We start from the raw sequence: 14129 nt of genomic DNA, 5'->3' as shown, positions 1-14129 counted from the left end.
AACGGAACCGTGCGAACGGTCCCGCTCCAGGCGGTGGCCGCACTCACGTCATGCTGATTCGCGCCACAGGAGGCGTGGTCGTACGACGTGCCGGATGGGGATCGTCTCGACGAAGTCGATCGCGGCCAGGGCGTCCACCACGTCCAGCGCACGGGCCGCGAGCGCCTTGCGGTCGATCGAGATCGTGCTCAGCGGGGGATGCACCGCCTCCCCCAAGCTCAGCCCGTCGATGCCGAGGACCCTCACGCGGTCGGGAACCTTGATGTTGAGGATGTCCGCGGCGTGGAGCGCACCGATGGCCATCAGATCGTTGAACACCAGCACCGCGTCAACCTGAGGGTGGGCGCGCATGAGCTCGACGAAGGCGCGCGAGCCTCCCCTGATCGACTCCTCCCCGGCGACCACCGCCTTCGGCCGGCCGGTACCGATGAGCTCTTCGAAGTCGCGGCGCCTGGTGGAGGGAGCATAGACGGATGACCGGAGTACGTGGTTGGTCGAATCGATCATTCCGATGGTGCGGGCGCCTTTGGCCCGTAGTGCGTGCAGGGCCTCCTCGATTCCCGAGCGGAGATCGAGCGCCACCGAGTGGGTGCCCGGCATGGGCTTGACGCGGTCCAGCACCACCAGGGGGATACCGTTCCGCGCCTGCTCGATCTGCTTCTCGGACGTCCAGAAGTGCCCGATGACGACGTCCACCTGGGGGATCAGCGTGTGCAGCGCCGCGGCCTCGCCGGCGGACTCGCTGGACGCCATGACGACCTGCCAGTTCCGGGAGGCGGCGCAGTCGAGTAGTTCGCCGGCAATCTCGGTGTAGTACGGGTTGCGGAAGGAGCTGACCACGAGGCCGAGCGTGCGTGTCTTCTCCCGCGCGACCAGGCTGCGAGCGAATCTGCTCGGGCGGTAACCCAGCCTCTTGGTCGCCTCCAGGACGCGCTGCTTCGTCTCGTCGTTGATGCCGTCCATGTCGTTGAGCGCCCTGGTCACGGTCTGACGGGAGACCCCTGCGAGTGCTGCCACGTCATGGATCGTCACCCGCTTGGCCATCGATGTCTCCGGCTCCTGTGGTCGGCCTTCTGAGCGGTGCTGACCAGATTATCCATCCGCCACTGTCATGATCAGAGCGCGCCCGCGGATGAAACTTCCACGGACCGATCGGCGGGCCCGATTGTCGGCAGATGGCGTTGCCGCAGGTGAAGGCAGGATCGAGGGAGCGGTTGCCGCCGGTCGAGTCGGTGGTGAACGTTCACGTCTTTCCCTGCGTGCCGATCGTTTGTAGCGTTCGGGCCGTCCGTTCACCGCACTTCTTGACTGCCACCGTGGCGCCGCCACGGTCGGCAGGAACGCCGCCTCCCCCCACCACGAGGTAGGTCATGAGGAGAACACTTCTCGCCCTCTCCGCCGCCTTACTCGCGGCCATCGCCTCCACCATGCTGTACGGCCAGCCCTCGTCCGCGGCCACGGGCCTGCACATCAGCGGTACGAAGATCGTCGAGGCGAACGGCCGGCAGTTCGTCATGCGGGGCATCAACCACCCCCATGTCTGGTTCACCGGCCAGACCAGCTCCTTCGCCAACATCAAGGCGGCCGGCGCCAACACCGTCCGCGTCGTGCTCGGCAGCGGCAAGCGGTGGGGCCCGTCCACCGACGTCCCCAACGTGATCTCCCTGTGCAAGCAGAACCGGCTGATCTGCGTGCTGGAGGTGCACGACACCACCGGGTACGGCGAGGAAGGCGCCGCCGCCTCACTCGACGAGGCGGCCGACTACTGGATCAGCCAGAAGAGCGCCCTGGTCGGGCAGGAGAACTACGTCGTCATCAACATCGGCAACGAGCCGATCGGCAACACCGACGCCGCCCAGTGGATCGACGCCACCACGAACGCGATCAAGAAGCTGCGCAGCAACGGCTTCGAGCACCTGATCATGGTCGACGCACCCAACTGGGGCCAGGACTGGCAGTACGTCATGCGGGACAACGCGCAGACGATCCTGGACGCCGACAGCCGGCACAACACCGTGCTGTCGATCCACATGTACAGCGTCTTCAACACCGCCGCGAGCATCGTCGACTACCTCAACCGGTTCCAGTCGAAGGGATGGCCGCTGGTCATCGGCGAGTTCGGCTGGCGGTTCAACTCCAATGAGGTCGATCACGAGACGATCCTGGCCGAGGCGCAGTCGCGTGGCCTGGGCTGGCTCGCCTGGTCCTGGAGCGGCAACAACGATCCGATCCTGGACATGACGGTCAACTTCGACCCGAACCAGCTCACCACCTGGGGCACGAGGATCTCCACCGGCGCCAACGGCCTCAAGGCGACCGCCACGGAGGCCACGATCTACGGCGGAACCGGCACCCCGACCCCCACGCCCACTCCCACGCCGACTCCCACTCCTACGCCTACGCCGACGCCTCAGCCCGGCGGATGCTCGGCCACCTACAAGGTGGTCGGTCAGTGGGGCGGCGGCTTCCAAGGCGAGGTCAAGGTCACCGCGGGCAGCTCGGCGATCAAGGGCTGGACGGTGACGTGGACCTTCGCCAACGGCCAGACCGTCACCAACGCCTGGAACGCCACGGTCAGCAGCAGCGGGTCCGGCGTGACCGCCCGCAACATGAGCTACAACGGCGGCCTCGCCGCCGGAGCGAGCACGACCTTCGGATTCCTCGGGTCGTGGAACGGCACCAACAACGCCCCTGCGCCAACCTGCACCGCCGCCTGACACCTTCATCACGGCTTCCGCGGGGTCCGGCTTATCTGTCCAGCACAGATAAGCCGGCCCCTGCCATTGGTCAGTAGACTCAAGAAAAGGTGTGGCCCCCTGATCGGCCGGGAACTGACGTCGGCGTGACCGACCGCCCCAGGCCGACGCCACGACCGCTCACCGGACCGCGGTACCGTCCCGCCCGAAGGACCCCGCGGGCTCACGCGCCCGCAGCACGTCGGACGGGTGCCGGTTCTCGGCGGCGCGGTGGGCCGACACGATGACCAGGGCCGCCGGCAGCATGGTTACGGCGACAGTCACCACGAGCGCAATCCATGTGGCCGCGTCGGGGTGGATCAGCGACTGACCGCGCATCGCCTGCCACACCGTGATGACGAACACCCCGGTGTAGCCCAGGATGACGACCCCGGTCAGCTGGGTGCGTACGCGTTCGCCGCGCAGCCAGGTGACCCGGGCCGCGAGGGCGGTGAGAACCACCACGGCGAGCACGAACACCTGGATGGAGTGCAAGCCGATGAAGTGCGGGACGCGCAGGTCGCCGCCCACGGCGCTCCAGTTCGTGATCGGCATGCCTTCGCCGTCCGGCACGCCCACCCCGTGCTGCCCCAGGAGCGAGACCGGGTTTCCGTAAGCGTCCTTCACCGTCCGCGGTTGTCCGGTCGACGCCCATCCGCGGATGAACGACGCCAGCGCCATGCCGATGACGGACAGCCCGATCCCGGCGCGCAATGCCCAGGTGAGCGCCGTGTCGCCGACCCGCTGGAACAGCAGCATGACAGCGATGAGCAGGCTCGCCCCGAACAATCCGACCACACCGGCAGAGAAGACGATCTGTCCGATTTCATTGAACTTATCGGTGTTGATGTTGAAGTGACTATAGGTGCCGCGGGCGGCCTGGATCACGATGAAACCGACGTCGATCATCCCGGTGACGGCGAAGACCGTTCCGAGGGTCCACATCGTGCGCCTCGCCTTGCGAAGCTGCGGCAGCAGCCAGGCGAGCGTCGCCCCGTACGTGACGAACGACACCCCGAACTTGAACGGCTTCGCCCAGATCGACGCCTGCAGGAGCTCACGATCGTCCACGACCATACCGATGGCCGAGAAGACGACGAGCGCGGACATCGATGACACCATGATCATCAATGGTCGGTGCCACGTCCGCACGTCGGGATACGAGTAGGACAACTGGCCCTCTAACTGGCTCATCCGATCTCCGATCCTGCGCCGTCCACACTGGTGGCCGCCGTGCTGAGCACCGTTGGAGCGAGCCGCTCCGATTGCTCCACGCAGGACGCCCGCCATTCGGATGCGTACGGTGTATTGAGTGTCATGCGTACATCGTATGCACAGAAGTACGACTAATATCAGCAGCTCGACGGAGAAAGTGAACTAGTGCTGTAGAAATTGAACTAGTACACTTGTCCGCCAGGCACACTCGATACCCCCGATGAGCTGGGAGTCCCATGCAGTCGTCAACGCACCGGCCGGATCCGCCCTACCTGCGCATCGTCGCGGAATTCCGTGCCCGGATTCTGGCCGGGGACCTGCGGCCAGGCGATCGGATGCCGTCCATCCGGCAGATCGCCCAGCGACGGGGTGTCGCGGTCGCTACCGCGACCAAGGTGATAGCGGCTCTGCGCGACGAGGGGCTGGTCGAGGCGAGGGTCGGCGCCGGCACGGTGGTCAGCGCACGTGCGAGCCAGCAGCAGCCGGTCGCCCCGGCCACGTCCCGGGGAGGGCGGGAAACCGGCGCCCCGAAGCAGGGGCTGAACCGCGAACAAGTTCTCCGGACCGCCATCGCGATCGCCGACGCCGAGGGACTCGGCGCCGTGTCCATGCGGCGGCTCGCGACCGAGCTGGGCGTCGGCCCGATGTCGCTGTACCGGCACGTGGCGAACAAGGACGAGCTGGTGACACAGATGGTCGACGAGGTCTTCGGCGCGCAAGAGCTACCCGACCCTGGGCCGGAGGGCTGGAGGGCCAAGCTCGAACTGGTCGCCCGCCGGCAATGGGAGCTGGCCCGGCGGCACCTCTGGCTGCCCAGGGCGATCTCGTTCACCCGCCCGTTGCCCGTGCCCAGCATGATGGCCGACACCGAGTGGACCCTGCGCGCGCTCGACGGGCTCGGCCTGCCCATGACACTACGGATTCGAGAGGCGCTCACGCTGCACGCGCTGGTCGTCACCGTCGCCCTGTCCATGGCCAGCGAGGTCGAGGCGGAGCAGGAGACCGGGGTGACACTCACCGGATGGCGGCTCGAACAGCGGCAACGGGCCGGCGAGCTTCTCGACAGCGGACGTTTCCCGCTCCTGGCCACGGTTCCCGAGGAGGTGGTGTCGGACCTGGACGGACTCTTCGAGTACAGCCTGGCCCGCCATCTCGACGGTTTCGCCGCCCTGGTGGAGGGTCACACCCGAACGCCCTCATGAGGCTCTGCCACCACCCGGGCGCGCCGGCCACGTCCTGCTCTCGCCATGATCAGCGTGCGGAGGCGCGCCGTGGCCGGCTGGCCCAGCATGATGCCGGCCAGAACCAGGATCAGCCCGCCGAACTGCTGCGCGGTGAGCGTCTCGCCGGCGAGCGCCGTGCCGAGCAGGACGCCGGTTATCGGGTTGAGCAGTCCGATCAGGCCCACCGTCGCGGCGGTCAGGTGTCGCAGCCCCGTGAACCAGGCGGCGAACGCCAGCGCGGTCGCGACGACCGTGACGTAGCCGAAGCCGAGCAGCGCCGGACCGTCCAGGGACGGCGGCGCACCCTCCACCGCGACGGCTACCGGTAGCAGGACGATCCCTCCGGCGACGAGCTGCCAGGAGGTCAGCGAGAAGACGTCGACGTCCTCGCTCCACCGTTTGGCCAGCACATAGCCGAACGACGACATGACCATGGCCAGGACGGAGGCCAGCACGCCGGACGCGTCGACCGACGCCGTACCGTCGAGCAGCAGCAGGCACACGCCCCCGATCCCGATCCCGGCCCCGGCCACGTGCGCCACCCTCGGGCGCTCGGCCAGCGCCGCCCAGGCGAACAGCATCATCACCACCGGGGAGGTCGCCATGATCGTCGATGCCACGCTCGTCGGCAGCTTCTGCGCGGCCAGGTAGACCAGCGCGAAGAACGCCCCCATGTTGAGCGTGCCGAGCACCAGCGAGCGCCACCACCACGCTCCGCGGGGGAGCTTCCGGGCGAGGAGCAGGAGGAGCAGCCCGGCCGGCAGTGCCCGGATCACGGCCCCGTACAACGGGTGATCGGGCGGCAGGAACCGGTGGGTGACCAGATAGGTGGAGCCCCAGGCGATGGGCGCGAGCGCGGTCACGGCCGCCCACCGGAAAGTACCTTCCATGGAAGCAATATAGCTTCCTCGGAAGGTATATTGGTGCCGTGACGGACAACTTGGACCACGTCGCCCGCATCCAGCAGGCATGGGCGCGCGAGCGGCCCGACGTGGACGTGAGCCCCCAGGGCGTGATCGGCCGGCTGCACCGCCTCGCCGGCCACCTGACCGAGCGGCTGTGCGTGGTCTATCAGCAGTACGGGCTGGGCGAGGGCGAGTTCGACGTGCTCGCCGCCCTCCGGCGTGCCGGAGCGCCCTACGAACGCGCGCCCGGCGAACTGGCCGCGCACACCATGGTCACCACGGGCGCCATGACCAAGCGCATCGACCGGCTCGAACGCGCCGGCCTGGTCACCCGCCGGCGCAGCGCGAACGACGGCCGCGGCCGGCTCGTCGCGCTCACCCGAGCCGGCAGGGAGGTGATCGACCAGGCGTTCACCGATCACATGGCGAACGAACGCCGCCTCCTCGATGGACTGTCGCCCGAGCAGGCCGCCCAACTGGAGTCGCTGCTCACCACCTGGCTCGCCTGCTTCGAGGCCCCGCAGCCCGCCCAGCGCGATGACCAGAACGACAACTAAGACGCCTCAAGCTGAACGTGGATCAGGTTCGGCTCGGCGGGCCAGAATCAGCCGTTGCGCTGGTTGCGCGCCGACGACGGCGGTCGTCACCGCTCTCGCCGGGTGGACGTCCGGCTCCCCCGTTCGAGTGACGGCCGGTCAGGTCCCGATGTCGCGACGGAATCCTAGCGGAAGATGTCATTCTCGCCGCTGCTCTCGACCAGCGGCCGGGCCGGGGCGCAGGACGCGGCCGGCGATGTTGCGGACGGTCGCGACGACCTCGTCCTTGCCGTAGGGCACGGTGCCGGAGATCATGTCGTGCAGGGCGCCGTGGACTCCGTGATACAGGACACGGGCGAAGACCTCAGCGGACCCTGGCCGCAGCACCCCGGCATCCATTCCGCGCTGGATCGCCTCAGCGAGCAGGGCGATGACCTGCTGGTTGGTCTCCTCGCACAGAGCGAGCGCCTTGGCGTCGGCGGAACCGTAGATGATGCGATGCAAGTCGGCATGCTCCATGGAGTGATCGATCAGATTGTCGAGCAGCCCGGTGAGCACGCCGATCCAGTCGTCCTGCGGTGTCCGGTCGCCGAGGACGTCTTCGGCGAGCCGGAGATAGCCGGCCACGTAGCGTTCCCACAAGGCCGCCACGACCTGCTCTTTGGCGGAGAAGTGCAGGTAGAAGCTGCCCTTGGCGACCTCCGCCCGCGCGGCGATGTCGCTCACGGTGGCGTCGGCCACCCCTCGCTCGGCGAAGACGTCCCAGGCAGCGTCCAGTAGTTCGGCACGGCGCTCGCCCGCCGGTTTGATCACGCGTTTCCGCGTCGCCTCCGAGCCTCCGCTCACAGGTCATGCCCTCCCGCCCGGTTGACTGACCGCCGGTCATTCCTGCAGAATGACCGGCGGTCATAAGAATGACCAACGGTCATTAGCTTACCGGTTCCCCTCTGCAAAGGAGTGACGACCAATGAGCCTGCGCACCGGACTCGCACTGGCCGCCACGGCGATCGCCCTGCCCGTCCTGCTGAACCGCACCCGCGAGACCATCCCGATGGACGCCCGAGCCCGGCAGGACGCGCCCGGCTCGTTCGTCCGGCTTCGCCACGGCATCACCCACGTCGTGACCGACGGACCCGAAACGGGAGAGCCCATCTTGTTCATCCCTGGGGCGACGCTGTCGCAGTGGGTGTGGGACGGCCTGTTCGAACGGCTGGCCAAGGCCGGCTACCGCACCATCCGCTACGACCGCTATGGCATGGGCTTCAGCGACCGCCCCGAAGTCGACTACAACCAGCACCTGTTCGAAGACCAGATCGCCGACCTGCTGGACGCGCTCGGCATCGACCGACCGGTCACGCTCGTCGCCTTGGCCTTCGGCGGCCCGATCGCGGCCGAGTTCGCCGTGCACCACCCCGAACGCGTCTCCCGCCTGTGCCTGATGTCCCCCGACGGCTTCGCCACTCCGCTCAACCTCGGGGTGCGCCTGGCCATGCTGCCCGGCGTCGGCCTGCCCTTCTTCCACCTCGTCGGCGACCGGGCGTTGAAGTCCCGCCTGCCCGGCTACTCGCGCGACCCCCGCGTGGTGGCCCGTATCCAAGCCCGCCTGTCACCGGAACTGCGCTACCAAGGCTTCAAGCGCAGCCTGCTGTCCGCGCTCGGCAACGTCCCCGTCCACGCCGCCGAGTACCTGTACCGGTTCCTCGACACCCGCGACATACCCGTCCAGGTGGTGTGGGGGCGCCAGGACCCGGTGACCCCGATGCCGCCGCAAGATGTGCTGCGCGCCGTGTTCTCCCGCGCCGACCTGCGCCTGCTCGACGGCGTGGGCCACCTGCCGCACTACGAGCGTCCCGACGAGACCGCCGCGATCGTCCTGGACTTCCTGCACACCCACCAGGAGCGGGCATGACGACTCCGCACCACCGCCACCAGCTCAAACGCCAGACGCCACGCCTGTGACCGAGCCAAACTCGTACACCACTCCCGGGGGCGGGTTCGTCAGTCCGGCTTCGGCTGGGTGCGCCGGGCGTAGGCGCGGGCGGCGCGGGCGCGGTCGCCGCAGCGGGTGGAGCACCAGTGGCGGCGGCCGTGACGCAGCAGGTAGCGGTTGCAAGGGGCGGAACCGCAGGCGATGAGACGGTCGGCGTCGGGGCTGGTGAGGAGGTCGGCCGCGTTGGCGGCAAGGGTCGCGAGAGCGCGGTCGAGGATCTCGTTGGTGGGGCACGGCGCCGCGCGGTAGGGGCCGGCCTTCTCGTCCCAGTGCAGCAGGGCCGCTGTGGGCGCCTTGCTCAGCGCGTCATTGACGGCGGACAGAGCCGCGGGCAGGGCGGGCAGCCCTGCGACACGGGCGGCGAACAATGCCCTCAGGTGTTCACGCAGTGAGCGCAGCTGCGTCGTGCACATCTCCTGCACGCCGGCGTCGGCCGGAGCGAGGCCGCGTTCGGTGAGCCACCGATTCGTCGCCTCAGGGGTGCCGAGGAGATCGATGAACTGCCCTCCGGGCAGCGCGATGGCGCTGTTGACGAAGTCGAGGGCGAGGTAGTCCTCCGCCCCCGGCGCGGGCGGCAGCACAGCCTCGACGGTCAGGGTCTCGCTCATGGCTCTCATGGTACGGCTTGCATCCATCCGTGAAACACCGCTACCGTCCTTCACGGATAAACCGCTTCCCATCCGTGAGGAATCTTTGATGGCTGGAACCAGCACGACCCCTGAGCAGCTCCCCGTCCGCGTCTTCGGCGGCCCGACCGCCCTTTTCGAATACGGTGGCCTGCGGTTCTTGACCGATCCGACCTTCGACGCTCCCGGCGACTATCACGTGCCGGGCGGGAAGCTGACCAAGACGGCGCCCTCCGCCGCCGCGCCGGCCGATCTCGGCCGTATCGACGTGGTCCTGCTCTCCCATGACGAGCACCCCGACCACCTCGACCACTCCGGCCGGGCACTGCTGGCCGACGTCCCGCTCACCCTCACCACGCCCGGGGGCAGCCGGCGCCTTGGGAATGGGGCCAGGGGACTGGCCGACTGGGAGTCGATCGAGCTGGACCGCCCCGGCGGCGGCGTGATCACCGTCACGGGCGTGCCCGCCATCCACGGGCCCGGCGCACGCGAGGAGGTCGAACCGATCACCGGGCACGTCGTCGGATTCGTCCTGACCGGGGAGGGCCTGCCCACGGTCTACGTCAGCGGCGACAACGCCTCGCTCCAGGCGGTCAAGGAGATCGCCGAACGCTTCGGCCCGGTGGACACCGCCATCCTCTTCGCCGGGGCTCCCCGTTTCGCCGTCCTCTTCGACGGCGCACTGATCGTTCTCGACAGCGCGCAGGCCGCCGAGGCCGCCGCGATCCTCGGCGCGCGTCAGGTGGTCCCCATCCACTACGACGGCTGGGCGCACTTCACCGAGGGCCGTGCCGAACTGATAGCCGCTTTCACCGCCGCCGGGCTGGTCGACCGCCTGGACCTCGGCCATCTGGGCTGACCGGCACCAGGTCTGCCCCGCCCGGCGGCTCAGCCCGCCACAGCGGCACCCGCACGCCTTCTCCGGCGTTCGTCCGCCATGGACCTGACACTGACCGCGCGCTGACGGCGCCGCGCTGTCGCCGGCCCGTGGGGCGCTTCTCCCCCGGGCCGCCCGTCACCTCTCGTCGGCCCCACCCTTCGGACCGCGCTGGTCGCGCCTTCCAGCCGGGTCCCGCCTATCGAAAGAACTCTCTTGTGAGAACCACCGTGCCTGCCCGGATCGAAGCCCTCCCGCGCTTTCGGGCGCAGCGCCGTACCGTGATCGTCCTGGTCGCCGCTCAGGTCCTCAGCGGCACCGGACTGGCGGCCGGCGTGACCGTGGGTGCCCTGCTCGCGCAGGACATGCTCGGCTCCACCAGCCTGGCCGGTCTGCTCAGTGCCCTGTCCACCATCGGTTCCGCGCTGGCGGCCGTCGCCGTCGGGCGCCTCTCTCAAGCGCGCGGCCGCCGCCCCGGCCTCGCCACCGGGTACCTGGCCGGCGCCGTCGGCAGCGCGGGCGTCATAGCCGCCGCCGTCGCCGACAACGCCGTCCTGCTGTTCGTCGCGATGTTCGTCTACGGAGCCGGCACAGCCACCAACCTGCAGGCCCGCTACGCCGGAGCCGACCTGGCAGCCCCTGCGCGCCGCGCCCGCGCCGTGTCCACGGTGTTGGTCGCCACCACTCTGGGCGGCGTGGTCGGCCCCAACCTCGCGGCGCCCACCGGCGACCTCGCTCACGCCCTCGGCATCCCCCACCTGGCCGGGCCGTTCCTCTTCGCCGGCGCGGCCTACGCGATGGCCGCCTTGATCCTGACCATCTGGCTGCGCCCCGACCCGCTGCTCCTCGCCCGCACGCTGGAGGCCGAACGCACCGCCGCGGCGCACGCGCAGCCGGGCGATGCCGGCGGCCGGCCGGGCCCGGGAGCCGAACGGCGCCCCTCCGGCGTACTGGTCGGCGCGCTGGTCATGGTGTTCACCCAGGCGGTCATGGTCGCGATCATGACCATGACGCCCGTCCACATGCACGACCACGGCCACGGCACCGCCGTCTCCGGCCTCGTCATCGCCATACACATCGGCGCGATGTACCTGCCTTCGCCGCTGACTGGCTGGCTCGTCGATCGCTTCGGCCCCCTCACGATCGCCGCCGCCTCCGCGTTGGCTCTGCTGGCCGCCGGAACGGTTGCCGCCCATGCCCCTGGCGACTCCGTCGCCCCGTTCGCGGTCGCTCTCACGCTGCTCGGCATGGGCTGGAACCTGGGCCTTGTCGCCGGCACCGCGATCATCACCGACGCCGTCCCGCCGGCCACCCGCGCCAGAACCCAGGGCATGGTCGACGTCTCCATCGCCATCGCAGGCGCCGCCGGCGGCATGGCCTCGGGCGTGGTCGTCGCCGCTGCCGGCTATCCCCTCCTGGCCGTCGGCGGCGGCCTCCTGGCACTGGCCATCGTGCCGACGGTCGTCGTCGCGGCACGCCGCCGATGAACGTCGGCTGTCCGAACGGGGGTGAAGGGCCACCGCCGCCCGGCTGTCGTAGCGGTGGGCGAAGCGGGAGGCAGCCCGAGCTCTCCCGTCGATCATGTGGCGCAGGAGGCTGTTTCCTGCCGTTCGCGAGCAAGAAAATCTGCATCCGTCACGATAGACATTTGCGCCAGATGGAGGTAGAGTTTCTGACATCGCAAGGGATGAATCCACGAGGGCAGCGCAGGACGCACCACGATGAACTGCCCGGACGACGTGGACAGCAAGTTCGCAACGAAGAGAAGGCAGAAGGTCGGATCGCCGCGGCCAGTGCAGTCGAAAGAAGGGCCGGGGCGGTGGACGCGCTGCCGTCACAGGAAGTCGACACAGCGGTAGACGTGTCGAGGTACGGATAAACCGGAAAGGAGTGTTGAACGCCATCAGGATCGCCCGTCGCCGGCCCCAAGGCGCCGCACGGGTACCGCAGCTCCACGAACAGGACGGTGGTCTACGGTCACGCTTACGCGATCCCCGCACCCCCGCCGCATCGGGCGGCTGGTGCGGAACAGGTGAACCGGCCTCAGGGCCGGTCGATGGTGTTAAACCTCATTCGGGCCCCGGCGCATCATGGCGCCGGGGCCCCTGTCCGCATTCAGGAAGGTTGAATGGATCAAACACACCAGGCATCGGCCACCAGCTCCAGGCGCGACCGGTCCCGCCAGAGCCAGGAGCCGGTCGGCGCCTCGGGTGACAGTCCCGAGCTCCGGCTCGATGATGAGGACTACCCCGCCTACAGTATGGGTCGGGCCGCTGAGATTCTCGGTGTCACCCCGGCGTTCCTGCGCAGTCTCGGCGCCGCCAAGCTGATCGAGCCGCTGCGCTCGGAGGGCGGCCATCGCCGCTTCTCCCGTTACCAGTTGCGCCTGGCCGCCCGCGCCCGCGAACTCGTCGACGCCGGCACCGCACTGGAGGCGGCCTGCCGCATCATCATCTTGGAAGACCAGCTCGCCGAGGCGCTGCGCATCAACGAAGAACTACGCCAACGCCACGGACCACACCACTGACCACACCCGGGGCGGTCCGCGCCGCCGGCGCCCACGACGTCAGCGCTTGCGACAGCGCGCAACGAGGAACTCTCAACCGTTGCCCGCCGTCCTGCCGGTCCTTTCATGGACAGACCTCCCGTTCGCGCGCGAAGGAGCCTGACCTGCGGCTCGTCGAGGCGCGGCGGCCTACAGGTGGCCGCGTACGGCGACCTTGCCCATGGTCAGCCGTGGTTCGCTCTCCAGGATCTCCCCGATGCGCGTCACCTGGGCGGCGAGTTCGCGGTGCCCGTCGGTGGTGAGTGTGGTCAACAGTTCGACCGTGATGTCCAGTTTGCGGCCGGAGCGACGGTGGTGCCAGATCCCGGCGACCGTGCCGTCGACGAGCAGTACGGGAAAGTTGCCGGCTTGGCCGCCGGAGAGCGCGCGCTGTGCGGCAGTCGCGGGGAAGAGCCGGTCACGTGGGTGGCAGCCAACGGTGTAGGCGTCGAAGTACGGCAGGAGCCTCACCCCGTGTGGGGGCACGGGCGCCGGCGCGGTGTCACCGGCCAGGACCCAGGCAGCAGTGCCGGCGACGTCGACCTGGTGCAGTTGATCGGCGAGGGAGCCGAACAGTTCGGACGCCCAGCGGCGGGGGGCGGACAGCCACTGCGCGAACTGCTGCGGCTTGGCCGGGCCGTACGCGTGCAGGTAGCGCCGGACCAGCCCGGCGAGGGCGCCGGGCGCCGGGGCGGGCCGGAATCCTGGGAGCCATCGCTGCGGGCTGGTGTAGGTGACCTTTCGCCCGCGGTTCGGGCCGAAGCACAGGACACCGCGGTGTGCGGCGAGATGGATCGCCTGTTGCCAGCGTGGCCGCATGCTCCCGAACCCCGGCACCACCGGGTCGGTGGCCCAGGGGCCGGTGCGGGTGGCCACCGCCGCGTTGAGTTCGTCGGCGGTCAGTTCCGTGCCGGTCAGTGCTTCTGCGATGGCCGTGACGACCTCGTGAGTCTGGTCCGGGGTCAGCCGCGCGTCGGCGGGCAGGCTGTTCGGAGGCGCCGGCAACGCGCCGAGCGCGCCGGTCCACAGGGGCAGCTCGTGCGCCGGTAGCAGGTGGACGGTGCCGCGCGGGCCGAACGTCTTGACCAGGCTACGTTCCTCCCACAGCGCGTGCCGGACGTCGTTGCGGGTGGCGCCGGCGACGCGCAGCCCGATGGAGAGCTCGGCGGCGGAGAGCACCTGGGCGTGCGCCCCGCACATGGCGGCAACGGCATCGGCCGGCCGGCCGTCGTGGATCGGGGCGGACAGCCCGTGCCGTTCGAGCCGCCGGCCCCATATGTCGGGCCAGGACAGCTCCGCCACCGCGCCAGGCGACGCACCCGTCCGGTGGCGCAGGGGCGTCAAGGCGGTCCTGGGAACATGGATTGGAAATCCGATCATCGCTTCGCTCACGAACAGCCACCCTATGAAAGGCCTAGGACAAGCTCTGTCCTAGGACTGCAAGCACATGGAATGAACCAGTTGATCTCTCGGCTCG

Annotated in this window: 13 protein-coding genes; 7 read left to right on the top strand and 6 right to left on the bottom strand. The window is 69.3% G+C overall.

All coding sequences use genetic code 11. From position 1 onward, the window contains the following. Nucleotides 1-48: 48 nt before the first annotated feature. A complete protein-coding gene (locus AB0H84_RS28340; RefSeq protein WP_357610401.1) occupies nt 49-1017 on the bottom strand; it encodes a LacI family DNA-binding transcriptional regulator in 969 nt (322 codons plus the stop codon). Between the two features lie 353 nt (nt 1018-1370). Here AB0H84_RS28340 and AB0H84_RS28335 point away from each other — a divergent pair, with 353 nt between their 5' ends. Continuing rightward, nucleotides 1371-2717: a cellulase family glycosylhydrolase gene (locus tag AB0H84_RS28335; protein ID WP_357610398.1), complete on the top strand. Its 1347-nt coding sequence runs from the start codon at nt 1371-1373 to the stop codon at nt 2715-2717. 159 nt (nt 2718-2876) lie between these two features. Here the strand turns inward: AB0H84_RS28335 and AB0H84_RS28330 are convergent, their stop codons facing one another. Then, nucleotides 2877-4025, bottom strand: coding sequence for a hypothetical protein (locus tag AB0H84_RS28330; protein ID WP_357610396.1), 1149 nt, complete (start codon nt 4023-4025; stop codon nt 2877-2879). A gap of 161 nt (nt 4026-4186) precedes the next feature. Here AB0H84_RS28330 and AB0H84_RS28325 point away from each other — a divergent pair, with 161 nt between their 5' ends. Continuing rightward, nucleotides 4187-5152, top strand: coding sequence for a GntR family transcriptional regulator (locus AB0H84_RS28325; protein ID WP_357610393.1), 966 nt, complete (start codon nt 4187-4189; stop codon nt 5150-5152). On the opposite strand, the gene AB0H84_RS28320 is transcribed toward AB0H84_RS28325, so the two are convergent. Next, the gene (locus tag AB0H84_RS28320; RefSeq protein ID WP_357610390.1) at nt 5131-6063 is read right to left on the bottom strand and encodes an EamA family transporter; all 933 of its coding nucleotides are present in this window, start codon (nt 6061-6063) and stop codon (nt 5131-5133) included. The two genes, AB0H84_RS28325 and AB0H84_RS28320, sit on opposite strands and share 22 nt — an antisense overlap. 38 nt (nt 6064-6101) lie before the next feature. Here AB0H84_RS28320 and AB0H84_RS28315 point away from each other — a divergent pair, with 38 nt between their 5' ends. Further along, complete coding sequence (locus AB0H84_RS28315) at nt 6102-6635, top strand: MarR family transcriptional regulator (RefSeq protein ID WP_357610388.1); 534 nt, start codon at nt 6102-6104, stop codon at nt 6633-6635. 177 nt (nt 6636-6812) lie between these two features. Here the strand turns inward: AB0H84_RS28315 and AB0H84_RS28310 are convergent, their stop codons facing one another. After that, nucleotides 6813-7460: a TetR/AcrR family transcriptional regulator gene (locus tag AB0H84_RS28310; protein ID WP_357610385.1), complete on the bottom strand. Its 648-nt coding sequence runs from the start codon at nt 7458-7460 to the stop codon at nt 6813-6815. A gap of 121 nt (nt 7461-7581) precedes the next feature. Between AB0H84_RS28310 and AB0H84_RS28305 the strand changes: the two genes are divergently transcribed. Further along, the gene (locus AB0H84_RS28305; protein WP_357610382.1) at nt 7582-8523 is read left to right on the top strand and encodes an alpha/beta hydrolase; all 942 of its coding nucleotides are present in this window, start codon (nt 7582-7584) and stop codon (nt 8521-8523) included. A gap of 89 nt (nt 8524-8612) precedes the next feature. On the opposite strand, the gene AB0H84_RS28300 is transcribed toward AB0H84_RS28305, so the two are convergent. Beyond that, nucleotides 8613-9212 carry an ABATE domain-containing protein gene (locus AB0H84_RS28300; protein ID WP_357610379.1) on the bottom strand — a complete coding sequence of 200 codons (600 nt, stop codon included), beginning with the start codon at nt 9210-9212 and terminating at the stop codon, nt 8613-8615. 88 nt (nt 9213-9300) lie between these two features. On the opposite strand from AB0H84_RS28300, the gene AB0H84_RS28295 reads away from it, so the two are divergent. The 3 genes from AB0H84_RS28295 (at nt 9301) to AB0H84_RS28285 (ending at nt 12634) form a co-directional block, all read left to right on the top strand. Further along, nucleotides 9301-10089, top strand: coding sequence for an MBL fold metallo-hydrolase (locus tag AB0H84_RS28295; RefSeq protein ID WP_357610376.1), 789 nt, complete (start codon nt 9301-9303; stop codon nt 10087-10089). 236 nt (nt 10090-10325) lie between these two features. Continuing rightward, a complete protein-coding gene (locus tag AB0H84_RS28290) occupies nt 10326-11594 on the top strand; it encodes an MFS transporter (protein WP_357610373.1) in 1269 nt (422 codons plus the stop codon). Between the two features lie 773 nt (nt 11595-12367). Continuing rightward, nucleotides 12368-12634 carry a MerR family transcriptional regulator gene (locus AB0H84_RS28285; RefSeq protein WP_357610681.1) on the top strand — a complete coding sequence of 89 codons (267 nt, stop codon included), beginning with the start codon at nt 12368-12370 and terminating at the stop codon, nt 12632-12634. Between the two features lie 168 nt (nt 12635-12802). Here the strand turns inward: AB0H84_RS28285 and AB0H84_RS28280 are convergent, their stop codons facing one another. Next, the gene (locus AB0H84_RS28280) at nt 12803-13954 is read right to left on the bottom strand and encodes a winged helix DNA-binding domain-containing protein (RefSeq protein WP_357610370.1); all 1152 of its coding nucleotides are present in this window, start codon (nt 13952-13954) and stop codon (nt 12803-12805) included. Nucleotides 13955-14129 lie beyond the last annotated feature (175 nt).

This window comes from Nonomuraea sp. NPDC050786, from assembly GCF_040654115.1.
In the GTDB taxonomy this organism is placed as follows: Bacteria; Actinomycetota; Actinomycetes; order Streptosporangiales; family Streptosporangiaceae; genus Nonomuraea.
The sequence above is the reverse complement of the archived record's forward strand: the minus strand, read 5'-3'. Positions and strand labels throughout refer to the sequence as shown.

Bases quoted from the DNA above. Each gene is read 5' to 3' on its own strand.
- AB0H84_RS28335 (WP_357610398.1), top strand. From the start codon at position 1,371: ATGAGGAGAACACTTCTCGCCCTCTCCGCCGCCTTACTCGCGGCCATC.
- AB0H84_RS28330 (WP_357610396.1), bottom strand. From the start codon at position 4,025: ATGGCGGGCGTCCTGCGTGGAGCAATCGGAGCGGCTCGCTCCAACGGT.
- AB0H84_RS28325 (WP_357610393.1), top strand. From the start codon at position 4,187: ATGCAGTCGTCAACGCACCGGCCGGATCCGCCCTACCTGCGCATCGTC.
- AB0H84_RS28320 (WP_357610390.1), bottom strand. From the start codon at position 6,063: ATGGAAGGTACTTTCCGGTGGGCGGCCGTGACCGCGCTCGCGCCCATC.
- AB0H84_RS28305 (WP_357610382.1), top strand. From the start codon at position 7,582: ATGAGCCTGCGCACCGGACTCGCACTGGCCGCCACGGCGATCGCCCTG.
- AB0H84_RS28300 (WP_357610379.1), bottom strand. From the start codon at position 9,212: ATGAGCGAGACCCTGACCGTCGAGGCTGTGCTGCCGCCCGCGCCGGGG.
- AB0H84_RS28295 (WP_357610376.1), top strand. From the start codon at position 9,301: ATGGCTGGAACCAGCACGACCCCTGAGCAGCTCCCCGTCCGCGTCTTC.
- AB0H84_RS28285 (WP_357610681.1), top strand. From the start codon at position 12,368: ATGGGTCGGGCCGCTGAGATTCTCGGTGTCACCCCGGCGTTCCTGCGC.